This window comes from Microcoleus sp. B4-D4 (assembly GCF_036705185.1).
Classification (GTDB): Bacteria; Cyanobacteriota; Cyanobacteriia; order Cyanobacteriales; family Microcoleaceae; genus Microcoleus.
Window position 1 is genome coordinate 100,524 of sequence record NZ_JAUBTX010000003.1, and the last position, 13,876, is coordinate 114,399.

Genomic DNA, 13,876 nt, shown 5'->3' on the forward strand with positions numbered 1-13,876 from the left:
AAGCTGACTTGAGAAACCGCATTTCGCCTTTTAACTTTCACTTTGGGCTCGGAAGGAGCCATATTTTTTACTCTGCAAGGGTTTCTAAAGTTCTTTAGTTCGCATGAATAGCCTTCCCGCGATTCTCAAGCAAGTTGGCTTGTCAAATACTTGTGTGGGAAAATTTAGTGCGATCGACCCTGTTATCTAAAAAAAATTCCTGTGTTCGTTGTTAGTACGAAATGCGATTTTAATCTGATATCGCACTTCTGGAGGCAGTACCTCCAGTCCGCAGGTGGCCTATAGCGCTTCCGGCAGGAATTGTTAACGATAGTGTAGGGAAGGCCGAGCGATTTTAGATTTTAGATTTTAGATTTTAGATTTTTTATTTAATCTCAAACCTTAAATCCGAGTCTTGGGTTTCCCGCAAGTTCTACCCAACTGGCAATTCGCTACAATTCACAAATTCTGCAAGAGTTGCAATAGCTAAGTTAATTTAACATTTCTACACACACTTGGCAATGACTTTTCAGAAAATTTTTAAAATTCATAAATTGCTGAATGTTACCGCCAAAAAATGGATGAAATCCCCCGAAAATTGTCGAGAATTCAAGCATTTTAGATTTTCGTTCCAACTCCTAGATTGACTGCGCTGCAAGTCATATCATATCCGGTCGATTGACAAAGATCAGATTGGTTCGTAGTGCGGACTTTAGTCCGCAAGAAAATAGCGGACTAAAGTCCGCACTACGAACAAGTCAATCTCAAATCGACTGATGCGCGATCGCTTTTTAGCTTTTGGTTTTTTTAGGTTGCAGCTTTTTCTAATATAAGCTTAGACCGTTTTACCATTTCTGGAACGTCGATCGGATAATCGCCGGTGAAACAGGCCGAACAGAAACTTTTCGGATCTTCGTTAGTCGCCTTCAGCATTCCCTCTCTACTCAAGAAAGCCAAGGAATCCACCTCCATTAGGGTGGCGATTTCTGCGACTGACTTGGTAGCAGCAATCAACTGATCTTGATTGTCGGTGTCTATTCCGTAGAAACAAGGATGAGTCACCGGCGGCGAGGAAACTCTCATGTGTACTGCGGTCGCGCCCGCATCCCGCAAGGCTTTGACGATTTTGCGGCTGGTAGTGCCGCGCACGATCGAATCGTCGATAATGATTACTCGCTTTCCGTCCAACACATCTCTGAGAGGGTTGAGTTTCATGCGGATTCCTGACTCCCGCATGGCCTGAGTCGGTTGAATAAAAGTACGCCCGACGTAGCGATTTTTGATTAATCCTTCGGCGTAAGGAATGCCGGAAGCTTGAGAAAAGCCGATCGCCGCCGGGATTCCAGAATCGGGAACACCGATGACTATATCAGCATCAGCGGGAGCTTCTGCAGCCAACATACGTCCGATCCGCAGTCGGTAGCTGTACAAATTTTCACCTTCCATAATGCTGTCAGGTCGAGCAAAATAGATCATTTCAAAGATGCAAAGTTTGCGCTTTTGCTGCTGGCTCCAGTGGAAGGAAGCCATACCTTCCTCTGTAATCCAAACTAATTCCCCCGGTTCTACATCCCGCAAAAATTCCGCACCAATAATATCTAAGCCGCAAGTTTCCGACGCTAAAACGTACCGTACCGGAGTTGTGGGGAGAGTGCCAATTACCAGCGGGCGAACGCCGTGGGGGTCGCGGACTCCCATCACGCCGATCGGGGTGGCGATCGTCAAACTAAAGGCTCCTTGGCACATACCAAAGGCACTGATCGCTGCTTCGAGCCAGTCTTTACCCTTGTCTACCTCCGAACCGATCGCCACTGCGATCGCCTCTGAATCCGTCGAGCTGACAAACTCGCAGTTGCGAGACAGCAATTCTTCCCGCAATTCTTTAGTATTGACAAGATTCCCGTTATGTGCTAGAGCCAGACTTCCCAAACGGGTTTCGACTACCACAGGTTGAGCGTTGATCGCTCGCGACGAACCCGTAGTAGAGTAGCGAGTGTGTCCAACGGCTAAGTTACCGGGCAAGTGACCTAAATTCGATTCGTTGAAGACTTGGGAAACCAGTCCCATATCCTTGTGCAGATGAACTGTTTCACCCTCAAAGGTGGCAATTCCTGCAGATTCCTGACCCCGGTGCTGCAAAGCATACAAACCGAAGTAGGTCAACTTGGCTACATCTTCACCCGGTGCGTAGATACCGAAAACGCCGCAAGCTTCCTCTGGCTTGTCGGGTTTGCTAGAATTCTCGTCAGCCTCGAAGGAATGGTTGGGAATCATAGATTGGGTTGGCTTGTATGTAATGGGGACGGTACGTGAGCGGGGCAGTTTCACCGGTGCGTTTTGTTGGGGAAGATGCCGTATAACTTAACACTCCCTTAATGTTGCCACGGATATGTCATTCGATTTTAGATTTTAGATTTTAGATTTTAGGTTGACTCCCCAACAGAGGAAGTAGCTGAGCCCGATTAGAGTCTAAAATTTTGCTCTCTCCACTTGAGATTTTAGATTTTAGGTTGACTCCCCAACAGAGGAAGTAGCTGAGCCCGACTAGAGTCTAAAATTTTGCTATCTCCACTAATTAACTTAGGCGGCTAATATCCGTTCCAGCTTGTGCAACCTTTCAAGCAGAAGCTATGCGGCGTTCAATGGCATTGTAGTATCGATCGCCCAGTTCTGCGATCGTAACCTCAATTAACGGCTCCTTGTCGGTAGTAAAAACCCGCAAAGACGATTGGGTACTACCAACCAAGCCGATTTTCTGCCACTTACCGGCCAAATTCTCCTGCAAGTAGGATGTCCAAGCAGCCTCATTTTCAGGACTTACCGACACTAAAATACAATTTCCCATTTCGCCAAACAGCAATTCATCCCAACGCTGAGACTGCGGCGAGTTTAGATCGAGGTGGATTTTGGCACCAAGTTTACCAGAAATGCAGCATTCAGCCAGGGCGATCGCGATTCCTCCCTCCGCACAATCGTGAGCAGAGCGTACCCAACCGCTGCCAATGCCATCCCGACAAGCTTTTTGCACTTTTCTTTCTAAATCAAAATCTATTCTTGGCGGTTTTCCAGCTACAATCCCGTGAATTGCCGCTAAATATTCCGAACCTCCGAGAGTAGGAGAAGTTGCGATTTTTGAGCTTTCAGATAACAGTTCGGAATTTTGGGATAATTCACCAATTCCCAACAGATAAATTAAATCACCTTTTTTGAGCCAAGCTTGACCCGAAATTTTCTTCAAATCGGGAATTAACCCCACCATTCCGATTACCGGAGTCGGATAAATTGGTACAGGATTCCCCCCAGCATCAACAGTTTCATTGTAAAGAGAAACATTGCCACCAGTTACAGGCGTTCCCAACTCCCGACAAGCCTCAGCAATGCCGCGACAAGCTGACGCTAACTGCCAATATCCGATCGGCTTTTCAGGACTGCCAAAATTCAAATTATCAGTAACTGCCAGAGGTTCAGCACCCACACAACTTAAATTTCTCGCTGCTTCCGCTACAACGGCTTTTGCACCTTCATAAGGATCGAGATAAACATAACGAGAATTGCAATCAACCGTTGCAGCAACTCCGGGAATCATCCCCAGGGGCGCTTCTTTCTTGCTAAGGGGGGGATAATTTTTTGGAGTTTCCCTACCTTGTGCCTTTGTAAATAGAGGAATTACCTCTTCTTCCTGTTTGCTTTCGGAAGCTATAGAAATAGCATTTTCTCTCTGTAAATCCCCCTTAGCAAAAGGGGAGTTTTCCAGGCCTTTACCCAGGGAAGATTGGGAAGTTTCTAGAGGACGCAACCTGACAACCGCAGCATCACCGCCTCCGGGTAACAGCACAGTATTATTTTGAACTTGATGGTCGTATTGGCGATAAACCCAGCGTTTAGAAGCGATGGTGGGAGTATCTAACAGCGTCATTAAAATCTGATTCCAAGTTTGGAACTCACCCTTAACTTCAATCCCAAGAGCGGTGCATTCCGGCAACAAATCCGCCGTCCATTCCCAGGCTTTTTTAGCATATTCTGGCGCTTCTGTCAACAGTTCGCGGTGATAAATTGGCGTGTTGTCTGCCAAAGCAGTCGCGGTAATTTCGGCAGCGATTTCGCCTTTAAACAAAATTCGGACGATCGGCTCTTCGATTACTGTCCCCGCGACTACGGCGTGCAATCCCCAGCGGTGAAAAATATCGATTAATTCCTGTTCCCGTCCTTTTTGAGCCACAAACAACATCCGTTCTTGCGATTCCGAAAGCAGGTATTCGTAGGGAACCATACCGCTTTCTCGAACCGGAACTTTGTCTAAATCAAATTCAATTCCAACGCCACCTTTGGCTGCCATTTCTGATGTCGAGCAAGTAATGCCGGCCGCGCCCATATCTTGGGCGGCGACGACTGCACCGGTTTTGAATGCTTCTAAACAAGCTTCTATTAAGGATTTCTCTAAAAACGGATCTCCTACTTGGACGGCTGGGCGATCGTCCATTGATTTGTCGGTCAATTCTGCACTGGCAAAACTCGCTCCTCCCATGCCATCTCTGCCCGTAGTTGAACCGACGTAAAGCACGGGATTTCCGATTCCCGATGCGCCGGATTTAACTATTTCTTGAGTTTCCATTAAACCCAAGGCCATGACGTTAACTAAGGGGTTGCCGGAATAGGCTTCATCGAAGTAAACTTCTCCGCCAACTGTGGGTACGCCGATGCAGTTTCCGTAATGACTGATTCCCGATACTACGCCTTTGAATAATCTCTGAGTTTTGCTATCATCTAAGTTGCCGAAACGTAGGGAGTTTAAAAGTGCGATCGGGCGAGCACCCATTGTGAAGATATCGCGGAGAATGCCACCTACTCCTGTTGCTGCGCCTTGGAATGGTTCGACTGCAGACGGGTGGTTGTGAGATTCTATTTTGAAGGCAAGTTGCAAACCGTCTCCCAAGTCTACGACACCGGCATTTTCTCCAGGCCCGACCAGAATGCGATCGCCCTCTGTGGGAAACTGTTTTAATAGCGGTCGCGAATTTTTGTAACAGCAGTGTTCGCTCCACATTACGCCGAACATTCCCAATTCAGCTTTGTTGGGATGGCGGCCGAGGCGCTGAACTATTTCTTCGTATTCTTCGGGTTTGAGTCTTTCGGCGGCAATTTGTTCGGGAGAAAATGGGAGGTTTGGCATAATAATTGCGATCGTTTTGTAGATTTTACATCCCAATTAGGGATTCTTTAAATCAGAACTTAGGCATCAAGATCGAAAAAACCGGTTTTTTGATTTAATCTGCAGGTGGGAAGGCATTTTTTCGGTAAAAAACCCGGTTTACGATCGCCCATGAGTCCAAGACTGTTAATGCTTATTTTTAGGAGGGGGAGTTTTTTGTTGATAAAAGCATTCAGATTTTAAGTTCTAGCATAGATTGAGGAGGCTGCATTTTTGTCAACTTAATCTCAAAGATCCTACCAGTTTCTTGTGACTCCGATTAGCTCGCAACGGACGCGATCGATTATACAGGAAAATTGAAAATTTACCAAATATCCGATAATGATTGACATATATCTTGTTTTCTGCTATGACAACCCCGCCCAACGGTTAAGATGTTCTTAATTCCTCAAACCCTGGTCGAAGATTCCCTCTTCCCTCTTCCTTCGTGTCCTTTGCGTCTTCGCGGTTCGTACCTCTTCCTTATGACTCAAAATCTCAATTTTGCCAATAAAAACTTACGCAACCGTTCATTTAAAGGGCTTGACTTGTGTGGGGCGAACTTCAGCGGTAGCGACATTCGAGGCTGCAATTTCACCGGGGCGATTTTGAGGGGGGCAAATTTTCAGGGTGTCAGAACCGGACAAAGCCGCCTGCGGGTACAAAAGTTGATTGCTAGGGCTGGTGTAACTGCGGTGACAGTGACGGCGGCGGGGGCTGTGATGGGAATGATTGGCGGGGCGGATGCGGGGGCTGTGGCGGTGGCGGGGACGGCTGCGACGGCGATTGCTGCGACTCGGGGCGAGGCGGGAATTGTGGCTGGGGCTGTGGCTGGGGCTGCTGCTGCGATCGGGGCTAGCGGTATTGTGACATTTTGGGGCGGGGATACTCTGAGGGGAATTGGTTTGTTTTTGGTTTCTGGGGTGATTTTGGGGTTAACTGCGATCGGCTTTTTTATTGCTGTTGAACAGATAGAACAATTGTCGGTAACGTCGTTTAGAAAAGCTGATTTGACTGGTGCTATATTCGATGCGGGGGCGGTTCTTGATGCTGATTTTTCCGATGCGCGAGGTTTGCCGTGGTAGACTGCAAAATTACAGATTTTTTACCCATTCTCGGAATTCTCGCACTGCTGCGGTTGCGCCTGCTGTTTGAGTGCGATCGATAAATTCGTCAACTTTTGCAGTCGGTAGCATCGGGAAAGCCCTGGAAAAATTGCACTCGGTATATTCGCCATTTTGCAATTGATAAAACTTGACGCTTCGTCCGTCATACCGCCAAATTTCTGGTACGCCTAAATCTGCATATAAATCGAATTGATTTAAGGAACTGCTGGTAATATCAATTTCCAGTGCTAAATCGGGCGCAGGATCTCGCGCAAAGTCTAATTCGGTTCTGCCTCTGACCAGTGCTTCGTTCTGAATGTAATAGCATGAATCTGGTTCTTTTCCGGCTGCTTTTTTGCGTTTTTTAATAGTCATCGAACCAAAGGGGTTGTACTCCAGATTTAGTTCTTCTATGAGAGTTACAATTAAGCGATCGATCAGCCTGTTGCGATTTTCATGTTCCGGTAGTGGTACCATAATTTCTAATTGACCTTGATGATAAGCAATTCTGGTGGAACGTTTGTTGCCTAGTTCCGCTAGCAGGCTTTCATATAACTTCCAACTGATATTTGGCAGTAAAACTCGCTGTTCGGGGGGCGTTGATATTGTTAGCATTTTACTGGGGTTTTAGAGCTTTAGTGTATTTTAGTTTATCCTTTTTTTTGCGAACCGCATAAAAAGTATCTGCCGACCGCTACGGTGATGCGCTACTCTAGTTAATAGTAGACTGTGGTCATTAGTCCTTGTTGTTATGAAGCTGCGATCGTTCTTTTCTTTCCTCATTGCTGGCGTTTTAGCACTCTTAGGCTTGGGTGCAGGCGGTTTTTACTGGCTGTCAACTCAAACTCCCCTAAATTTGCTCGCGGGCGGGCCGACAACTACTCCGGCTGCGGCTGTGTTTGTCTCGAAAGAAGTACCTTTGTTGGTTTCAATGCTGGTAAATCCCGATCGCCTCGAAGCATTGCGACAAGTTTTTGCGACTCCCGAAGAAAGAAGCCTCGCGCACGCTGAATTCGAGCAAATCAAAAAAAGCCTCCTCGTCAATACTAACCTGGATTACAGTCGCGATATCCAACCTTGGATCGGTGACGAAATTACCCTCGCCCTCACAAATCCCGATTTCGACGATCGCGATCGCAGCAAGGGCGAACAAACCGGGTTTTTGCTGGCTGTTTCTTCCCAAAATGCCGATCGCAGCCAACAATTTCTCAAATCCTACTGGCAAAAACAATCTCGTGCGGATAAGACGGTGCAGTCGGAACTATATAAAGGCGTCCAACTAAATTACAAAAAATTACCGACAGCCAAGCAAAAAGCTGCTACAGTTTTGCCTTTCAACCCGCTGGCTCTGCCGAATTCAACTTTACCATCAAGTTTCGCGACGGCGGCAATCCGCGGCCGTTCGGATTCTGGAAATAACCTAAATTTTGTTTTATTTTCCAACAGTCCGAATATACTTCGAGACGCAATTAACAACTTGGAAGCAGCCAACCTAAATCTCAACAACAGTTCTAACTATCAAAAAGCTTTCCAACAGTTAAATCAAGGTAGAATAGCTTTAGCATTTGTCAATCTGCCGCAGCCCGCAACCGAGCAAAATCTCCAAGTTTCCCCCAATTCCCTCGCAGTTGCTGTCGGAGTCAACCGACGGGGATTGCTGGCTCAAACTGCTTTAGTGACATCGCGAGAAACCACGGCTTCTCCCACACTCTCCGAACCGGTGCCAGCCTTGCAATATATTCCCTCAGCCAGTCCTTTCGCCGTCGCCAGCACCGATTTAAGGAATTTTTGGGCTGATTTGTCATCGGTGGTTTCGGTCAATGCAGAAGTATCTAAATTAGTCGATCGCGCGATCGCAGATATTCAGCAAAGTTGGAGCGTTAATTTGCCGCAGGATATATTTAACTGGGTACAAGGAGAATACGCTTTAGCAGTGGTTCCGAGTTCCTCAAACAGTGCGGATTGGGTTTTTGTCGCCGAAACATCTGCAGATTCCCTCCAGGCGATCGACAAACTCGATGAAATTGCCCGCAGCAAAGAATACAGCATCGGCAGCTTCACTCTCAGAAACCAGAAAATTACCGCTTGGACGCAGTTGACAACTAGCTCTAATTATGGTAGAGAAAATAAGAGAAAAAATGCGATCGTAACCGAGGCAAAAGGAGTCCGAGCCACTGTCGGTAAATACGAAATTTTTACCACTTCAGTAGAAGCAATGGACGCAGCACTGAAAGCAGCCGAAACAGGTTCTTTGGTGGCCAATCAAGACTTTCAAATCAGCATCGAAGCGCTGCCGCCAGCTAACGACGGCTATTTTTATTTAGACTGGCCCTCGATCAGATCAATTTGGGAAAAACAAATCCCGCTGCTGAGGTTAATTGAACTTTCGGCGAGACCGTTGTTTGACCATTTGCGATCGCTCACCGTTACCAGTACCGGAGAAGTCGCAGGAATTCGCAAAGCCACCATATTTATGCGGCTGAATTAGTTGTTAGTCAGTAGTCAGTAGTCAGTAGTCATTGGTCATTAGTCATTAGTCATGGGGCATTAGTCATTGGTCATTGGTCATTAGTAACGGATGCGCCTATCACGCTCAGAAACCGAGTTTCTACGAGTTTTTGTAACAGAAACGATCAATATTGAAAGAAACCCGGTTTCTCAGGTCGTGACTACACCTTACTCTACTTGTCAACCAATGCCCTGTTTGGCCAATGCCCTGTTTGGCCAATGATTACTAAGGCTTGGGTGGTGTTTTCGACTTCCCAAAATAAGCTTGAAACACGTCTTTCGCGATCGGGGCTGCAGCAACAGAACCAAAACCGCCATTTTCCACAATCACGGCGATCGCAATTTCTGGCTTTTGAGCAGGCCCGAATGCCACATAAAGCGAGTGATCTTCCTGTCCGATTACCTCCGAAGTCCCTGTTTTGCCCGCCGTCAGCGGAATCGAACCGTCATTGAGTCCCTGTCCCGTACCCTCGGCAACCACCGCGATCAATCCATCCTTAACAACCCGAACTGTCGAAGGTTTCATCCCGATCTTTACCCGTTGAGTCTCAGGAGTGCCAGTCATAGAAGTCAAAAGATGGGGCTTGACTCGATAGCCGCCGTTAGCGATCGAACTCACCATTACCGCCGCCTCCAAAGGAGTGACCAACACCAACCCCTGACCGATCGACATTGTTACTGTATCGCCCGCATACCAAGGTTCTTTATAGATTTTCTCCTTCTCCTCGGGTGTCGGAATTTGACCGTGACTGCCGCCACTTAGCCCCAAAAGATTCAAATCAGTATCCTTGCCAATTCCCAAGCGGTGTCCCCACTTAGAAATTTGCTCGGGCCCGGTACTCATCCCCACTTGGTAAAAAAACGTATTGCTGCTGAAAGCCAAAGCCTCCCGAAAGCCGATGTAACCGTAACCCCCGCTGTGTTCGTTAAAATCAATTCCCCCCACAGTAATGTAAGACGAAGTACCCAAAATTGAATCTGGGGAAAACTTACCTGACTCGAGACCGGCGACAGAAGTCACAATTTTAAAAGTGCTGCCCGGGGGGTAGCCCTGCATCGCCCGATTCAAAAAAGGATCTGCCTCGTCTTGAAGAGTTGCCCAGTCATCCTTAGTGATTTTTCGCGTAAACAGATTGGGGTCAAAAGTCGGGTGGCTGGCGAGAACTAATACCGCGCCGGTTTTGACATCCACGGCGACGACCGCTCCCCGGCGGTTCCCCAGGGCTGTTTCCGCTGCTTTTTGCATGGACAAGTCGATGGTTAGCTGCACCGCCTCGCCCGGTGTTGGGGGTGTTTCTCCCATCAGCCGCAGTTCTTGATTTTGGGCATTGACCTCGATCAGCCGATCGCCCCAAACTCCCGCAATTTGCTTGTTAGAACTCGCTTCTACGCCTATCTGACCCACAATCATCCCCATCGGATATTCCGGGTGAGCTTTCAAATCTGCTGCGGTAGCTTCGCCAATATATCCGAGAACGTGAGCCGCCAAACTGCCTTCGGGATAGTAGCGGTTCGCTTCTGGCCGCACTTCCACTCCGCGTATTTGTCCCACCTGTTCTGCTAGCGGCACAAAAATTTCTGGCGGCATCGCTTGCTTGATCCGCACCGGTCTGTAGGATAGAGGATCGACCTCTTTTATTTTTTGTAAAATTTCTTTGGCCGGGATTTTAACCAGCGGACTTAACTTTTCTGCTGTCACTTTCCACTCTTCCGGCGTTTGTTCCTTCGGCCACAAATAGACCGATCGAGCTAAATTGTTTCCCGCTAGCAATTTGCCTTTGCGATCGACAATGTGTCCGCGATTCGCCGGCATTGGCACTAGGCGAACGCGATTGTTTTCGGCTCGTTCCCGGTTTTGCTTCCCTTGTACCAGTTGCAATTCTACTAGCCGACTAGCGTGCAGGCCCAGCAAAGCGGTTGCCAGCAGCATTAATACGATCGCCCGGTGCATCGGACGCGACTGTTTCTTGGGAGTTTCCCCCAGAGTTTTGTCTGAAGAGCGAAATTCATAGAGCGAAGAAATTTGTCGTTGCATCATTCTATAGGTAGATGTCAAATCCTAGATTTTAGATTCTTGATTGTCAATTGTGCAGTATACAGCATCAGACCTGGGCGATCGGCCTTCAGGGTTAGGCGAAGCGGAACGATCGATAATTGGCTTTTGACTAATAACTCATGACTGCTGACTAATCGTCCAAGCACCAAGAAATAACCAGCAAAATTAAAGTCAAGCTCAGCCAATTAGGGAAGTGCAGCCAGCCGAATATATCGACAGGTAACATTATTAAAAGCCATGTCAAGAGGGAACCGATCGTCAACAGCAAAGCCAGAATTATCATATCGATCATCTTGAGAGCGTATAATTTCGGATGTGAGCCGATCGCGTGTGGCAGAACTCGGAGTGGCACCATCGAGGGCGATCGCACGTGTCACGGTTCCGATGATAGTAATCACGAACAACAGCCAGAAGGTTTTTCACTCAATTAAACAAAAATTGTTCTTCCTCTGGAAGTTCCGATTCTGGGGACTCAGACGAGTAAATTCTGAGTTGTAATTTTAAGTTGTGACACAGGAGTATTGCCATGTGGTTCGATCGGCCAGTCCATTTCAAAAACAGTGCTCTCTTAGCTGCGATCGGCGCGATCGCCGCCCTACCAGTTTTAGCAGAAACAGCCAACTTTGGCACTTTAAATTTATCGCGAGGTTTTGACTCCCCAACAGCAATGTTGAGAGGTTCCACAGGCGGATCGTACTCTCTCTCTGCCATTGCCAACGCCGATCGCCACAAAAACAAATGTTTGGGTTTTGCCACTCCCACTCCCGACCACATCATAGTCTTGCAGCAAAACTTTTCCAAACTCGCAATCCAAGTCAACAGCGGAGGGAAGGACACAACCTTAGTCGTACAAGGCCCCGGTAACAGCGTGCGCTGCGGAGACGATACAGGTCAAAATAAAGATGCCAGCATAGTTGATTCAGACTGGCAAGCAGGATCTTACAGAATTTGGGTCGGTACTCTCGAAGCCGGAGTCAAGTCTAACTATACAATCTCACTACAGGAATAGAACGCAGCCACGCTGTGGGATAGACACGCTAAAATATTCTACATCCTCCAATTCTCCCGCAATCTCTTACTCCCCGATCGCCCGCTAGTATCATGTCCGTTCGATTAGATTGGTTCGCGCGTGCGTCAGTCAGCAGCTAGCTTAGTTGCGGACACCAGGACGCGCTACGACGAACCGTTTGTGTTGTGGTAATCGACCGAACACGATCTAACTCCCCCGATCTAGTAAAATTGTAAAATTGAAAGTGGCGTGTTTAACCAAAATTGGGAACTCCGAAAGTGCTTCATACCCTTAGAGCTGACTTCAGTATAATTTTCGATCGCGACCCAGCCGCTCGCAACTGGCTGGAAGTATTGTTTTGTTACCCAGGTCTTCAGGCCCTAGTGCTGCACCGCCTCGCACACTGGCTTTATTTACTGGGACTTCCCTTCATCCCCCGCTTGATTTCCCACATTGCTCGGTTTTTGACAGGAATAGAAATTCACCCAGGTGCAACGATCGGCAAAAGCGTCTTCATAGACCACGGTATGGGGGTTGTCATCGGCGAAACAGCAATAATCGGCGATTTTGCCCTAATTTACCAAGGTGTCACCCTCGGAGGCACAGGCAAAGAAAGCGGCAAGCGTCACCCTACCGTCGGCGAAAATGTAGTGGTCGGTGCCGGGGCCAAGGTACTAGGAAACCTGCTAATTGGCAACAACGTTCGCATCGGCGCAGGTTCCGTCGTCCTCCGCGATGTACCGTCAGACTGCACGGTAGTAGGGATTCCCGGCCGCATCGTATATCGATCGGGAGTGCGCGTCAATCCCCTAGAACACGGCAGTTTGCCGGATTCGGAAGCTGTGGTAATTCGCTCTTTGCTCGATCGCATCGAATCCCTCGAACAGCAAGTAAAAAGTTTGATTCCTCAAGAATCTGTCTCCTTAACTTCTGTTCCCACTTCCCATTCAGCATTTCAAACTTCAAACAAAACCAGCAATGTAGCCCTAGCTGAAAAAACCGAAGTTGCCGCCGCTTGTCAGTTAAAAGATAAAGCAATTCAAGAATTTTTCGACGGCACCGGCATCTAAAAATTTAATTAGTCAGTAGTCATTAGTCATTAGTCATTAGTCATTAGTCAGTAGTCATTAGTCATTAGGGAATTGTTAGCTGTTAACTGCCAACTGCCAACTGCCAACTGCCAACTGCCAACTGCCAACTGCCAACTGCCAACTGTCAACTGCCAACTGCCAACTGCCAACTGCCAACTGCCAACTGCCAACTGCCAACTGCCAACTGCCAACTGCCAACTGACTAATAACTTCTTTTTCACGGATTGACCGATCGCACAAACCAATTTCCATCCCCATCGCGCCCGTAAAGCGATCTGTTCTGCGGTTCTCCCCGCAACTCCAAAAAATCCACCGTTTCCGGTTCCAACAACAGCAAACAAAAATTCGGTAGCGGCTCGTGAGCATCTGGGGAAGCAGAATCAAAAGCACCAGCATCCGCCTTATCTTCCCCCGGTGCAGGCCAAGCAAATTGCGATCGAGCAGCCTCAGAAAGCTCCTGCCAAGCTGTGCGGCGCGCTGTCAACAACTCGGAATCTGCATCGTCTTGCCGCACCAAAATCAGTTGTCCAGCAATCCGAAATTGTTCCCGAGTTTTAGGGAAATACCAGCAAATCTCCCCCCAAGGATAGAGGTCAATTTCTTCCGCCTTCTGACTGCGAATATCAGTAATAAACTTCAACTGATTAGTATCTCCTAAAAAGCCTCGAAACACCACAGTGCGGTTAGCCGGACGACCAGTGGCGCGAACGGTTGCTAATTGCAAGTAGCGAGCAAAAGCAAGACTGCGGTTGCGGTGGAGAGCTTGCGCTAAGGGCGATCGCCAAAGTGCTAAAGTCATAATTAATCTTCTATCATGTTAGTCAGTAGTCATCAGTCATGAGTCATTAGTCATTAGGGAATGGTTAGCTGTTGACTGTTGACTGTTGACTGTTAACTGTTAACTGTTAACTGTTAACTGTTGACTGTTGACTGTTGACT

Annotated in this window: 11 protein-coding genes; 4 read left to right on the top strand and 7 right to left on the bottom strand. The window is 47.7% G+C overall.

Going from position 1 to position 13,876, the window contains the following annotated elements; translation table 11 throughout:
• Positions 1–786 precede the first annotated feature (786 nt).
• Positions 787–2,253 (bottom strand): amidophosphoribosyltransferase, encoded by a 1,467-nt coding sequence (purF, locus tag QUB13_RS03705; RefSeq protein WP_333379369.1) that lies wholly within the window; start codon positions 2,251–2,253, stop codon positions 787–789.
• Positions 2,254–2,596: 343 nt separating this feature from the next.
• Complete coding sequence (gene purL / locus QUB13_RS03710) at positions 2,597–5,149, bottom strand: phosphoribosylformylglycinamidine synthase subunit PurL (RefSeq protein ID WP_333379060.1); 2,553 nt, start codon at positions 5,147–5,149, stop codon at positions 2,597–2,599.
• A gap of 503 nt (positions 5,150–5,652) precedes the next feature.
• Here purL and QUB13_RS03715 point away from each other — a divergent pair.
• Positions 5,653–6,252 (top strand): pentapeptide repeat-containing protein, encoded by a 600-nt coding sequence (locus tag QUB13_RS03715; RefSeq protein ID WP_333379062.1) that lies wholly within the window; start codon positions 5,653–5,655, stop codon positions 6,250–6,252.
• A gap of 9 nt (positions 6,253–6,261) precedes the next feature.
• On the opposite strand, the gene QUB13_RS03720 is transcribed toward QUB13_RS03715, so the two are convergent.
• Positions 6,262–6,888, bottom strand: a complete 627-nt coding sequence (locus QUB13_RS03720; RefSeq protein ID WP_333379065.1) for a Uma2 family endonuclease — start codon at positions 6,886–6,888, stop codon at positions 6,262–6,264.
• A 136-nt stretch (positions 6,889–7,024) separates the two neighbouring features.
• Here QUB13_RS03720 and QUB13_RS03725 point away from each other — a divergent pair, with 136 nt between their 5' ends.
• Entirely contained in the window at positions 7,025–8,761 is a 1,737-nt protein-coding gene (locus QUB13_RS03725; protein ID WP_333379067.1) for a DUF3352 domain-containing protein, read from the top strand.
• A 246-nt stretch (positions 8,762–9,007) separates the two neighbouring features.
• Here the strand turns inward: QUB13_RS03725 and mrdA are convergent, their stop codons facing one another.
• A complete protein-coding gene (mrdA, locus tag QUB13_RS03730) occupies positions 9,008–10,819 on the bottom strand; it encodes a penicillin-binding protein 2 (RefSeq protein WP_333379070.1) in 1,812 nt (603 codons plus the stop codon).
• A gap of 203 nt (positions 10,820–11,022) precedes the next feature.
• Positions 11,023–11,235: a hypothetical protein gene (locus QUB13_RS03735; protein ID WP_333379072.1), complete on the bottom strand. Its 213-nt coding sequence runs from the start codon at positions 11,233–11,235 to the stop codon at positions 11,023–11,025.
• Positions 11,236–11,363: 128 nt separating this feature from the next.
• On the opposite strand from QUB13_RS03735, the gene QUB13_RS03740 reads away from it, so the two are divergent.
• Together QUB13_RS03740 and cysE are read left to right on the top strand one after the other, a co-directional pair.
• Positions 11,364–11,846, top strand: a complete 483-nt coding sequence (locus QUB13_RS03740; protein ID WP_333379074.1) for a hypothetical protein — start codon at positions 11,364–11,366, stop codon at positions 11,844–11,846.
• A gap of 278 nt (positions 11,847–12,124) precedes the next feature.
• Entirely contained in the window at positions 12,125–12,916 is a 792-nt protein-coding gene (gene cysE, locus QUB13_RS03745) for a serine O-acetyltransferase (RefSeq protein WP_333379076.1), read from the top strand.
• Positions 12,917–12,963: 47 nt separating this feature from the next.
• On the opposite strand, the gene QUB13_RS03750 is transcribed toward cysE, so the two are convergent.
• Together QUB13_RS03750 and QUB13_RS03755 are read right to left on the bottom strand one after the other, a co-directional pair.
• Positions 12,964–13,158, bottom strand: a complete 195-nt coding sequence (locus QUB13_RS03750) for a hypothetical protein (RefSeq protein ID WP_333379078.1) — start codon at positions 13,156–13,158, stop codon at positions 12,964–12,966.
• Positions 13,155–13,736 carry an Npun_F5749 family FMN-dependent PPOX-type flavoprotein gene (locus QUB13_RS03755; protein WP_333379080.1) on the bottom strand — a complete coding sequence of 194 codons (582 nt, stop codon included), beginning with the start codon at positions 13,734–13,736 and terminating at the stop codon, positions 13,155–13,157. The genes QUB13_RS03750 and QUB13_RS03755 overlap by 4 nt, the downstream gene beginning before the upstream one ends.
• Positions 13,737–13,876: the final 140 nt, after the last annotated feature.

Coding starts and splice junctions, on each gene's coding strand:
- QUB13_RS03720 (WP_333379065.1), bottom strand. CDS start 6,888: ATGCTAACAATATCAACGCCCCCCGAACAGCGAGTTTTACTGCCAAAT.
- purF (WP_333379369.1), bottom strand. CDS start 2,253: ATGATTCCCAACCATTCCTTCGAGGCTGACGAGAATTCTAGCAAACCC.
- mrdA (WP_333379070.1), bottom strand. CDS start 10,819: ATGATGCAACGACAAATTTCTTCGCTCTATGAATTTCGCTCTTCAGAC.
- QUB13_RS03755 (WP_333379080.1), bottom strand. CDS start 13,736: ATGACTTTAGCACTTTGGCGATCGCCCTTAGCGCAAGCTCTCCACCGC.
- purL (WP_333379060.1), bottom strand. CDS start 5,149: ATGCCAAACCTCCCATTTTCTCCCGAACAAATTGCCGCCGAAAGACTC.
- QUB13_RS03725 (WP_333379067.1), top strand. CDS start 7,025: ATGAAGCTGCGATCGTTCTTTTCTTTCCTCATTGCTGGCGTTTTAGCA.
- QUB13_RS03740 (WP_333379074.1), top strand. CDS start 11,364: ATGTGGTTCGATCGGCCAGTCCATTTCAAAAACAGTGCTCTCTTAGCT.
- QUB13_RS03715 (WP_333379062.1), top strand. CDS start 5,653: ATGACTCAAAATCTCAATTTTGCCAATAAAAACTTACGCAACCGTTCA.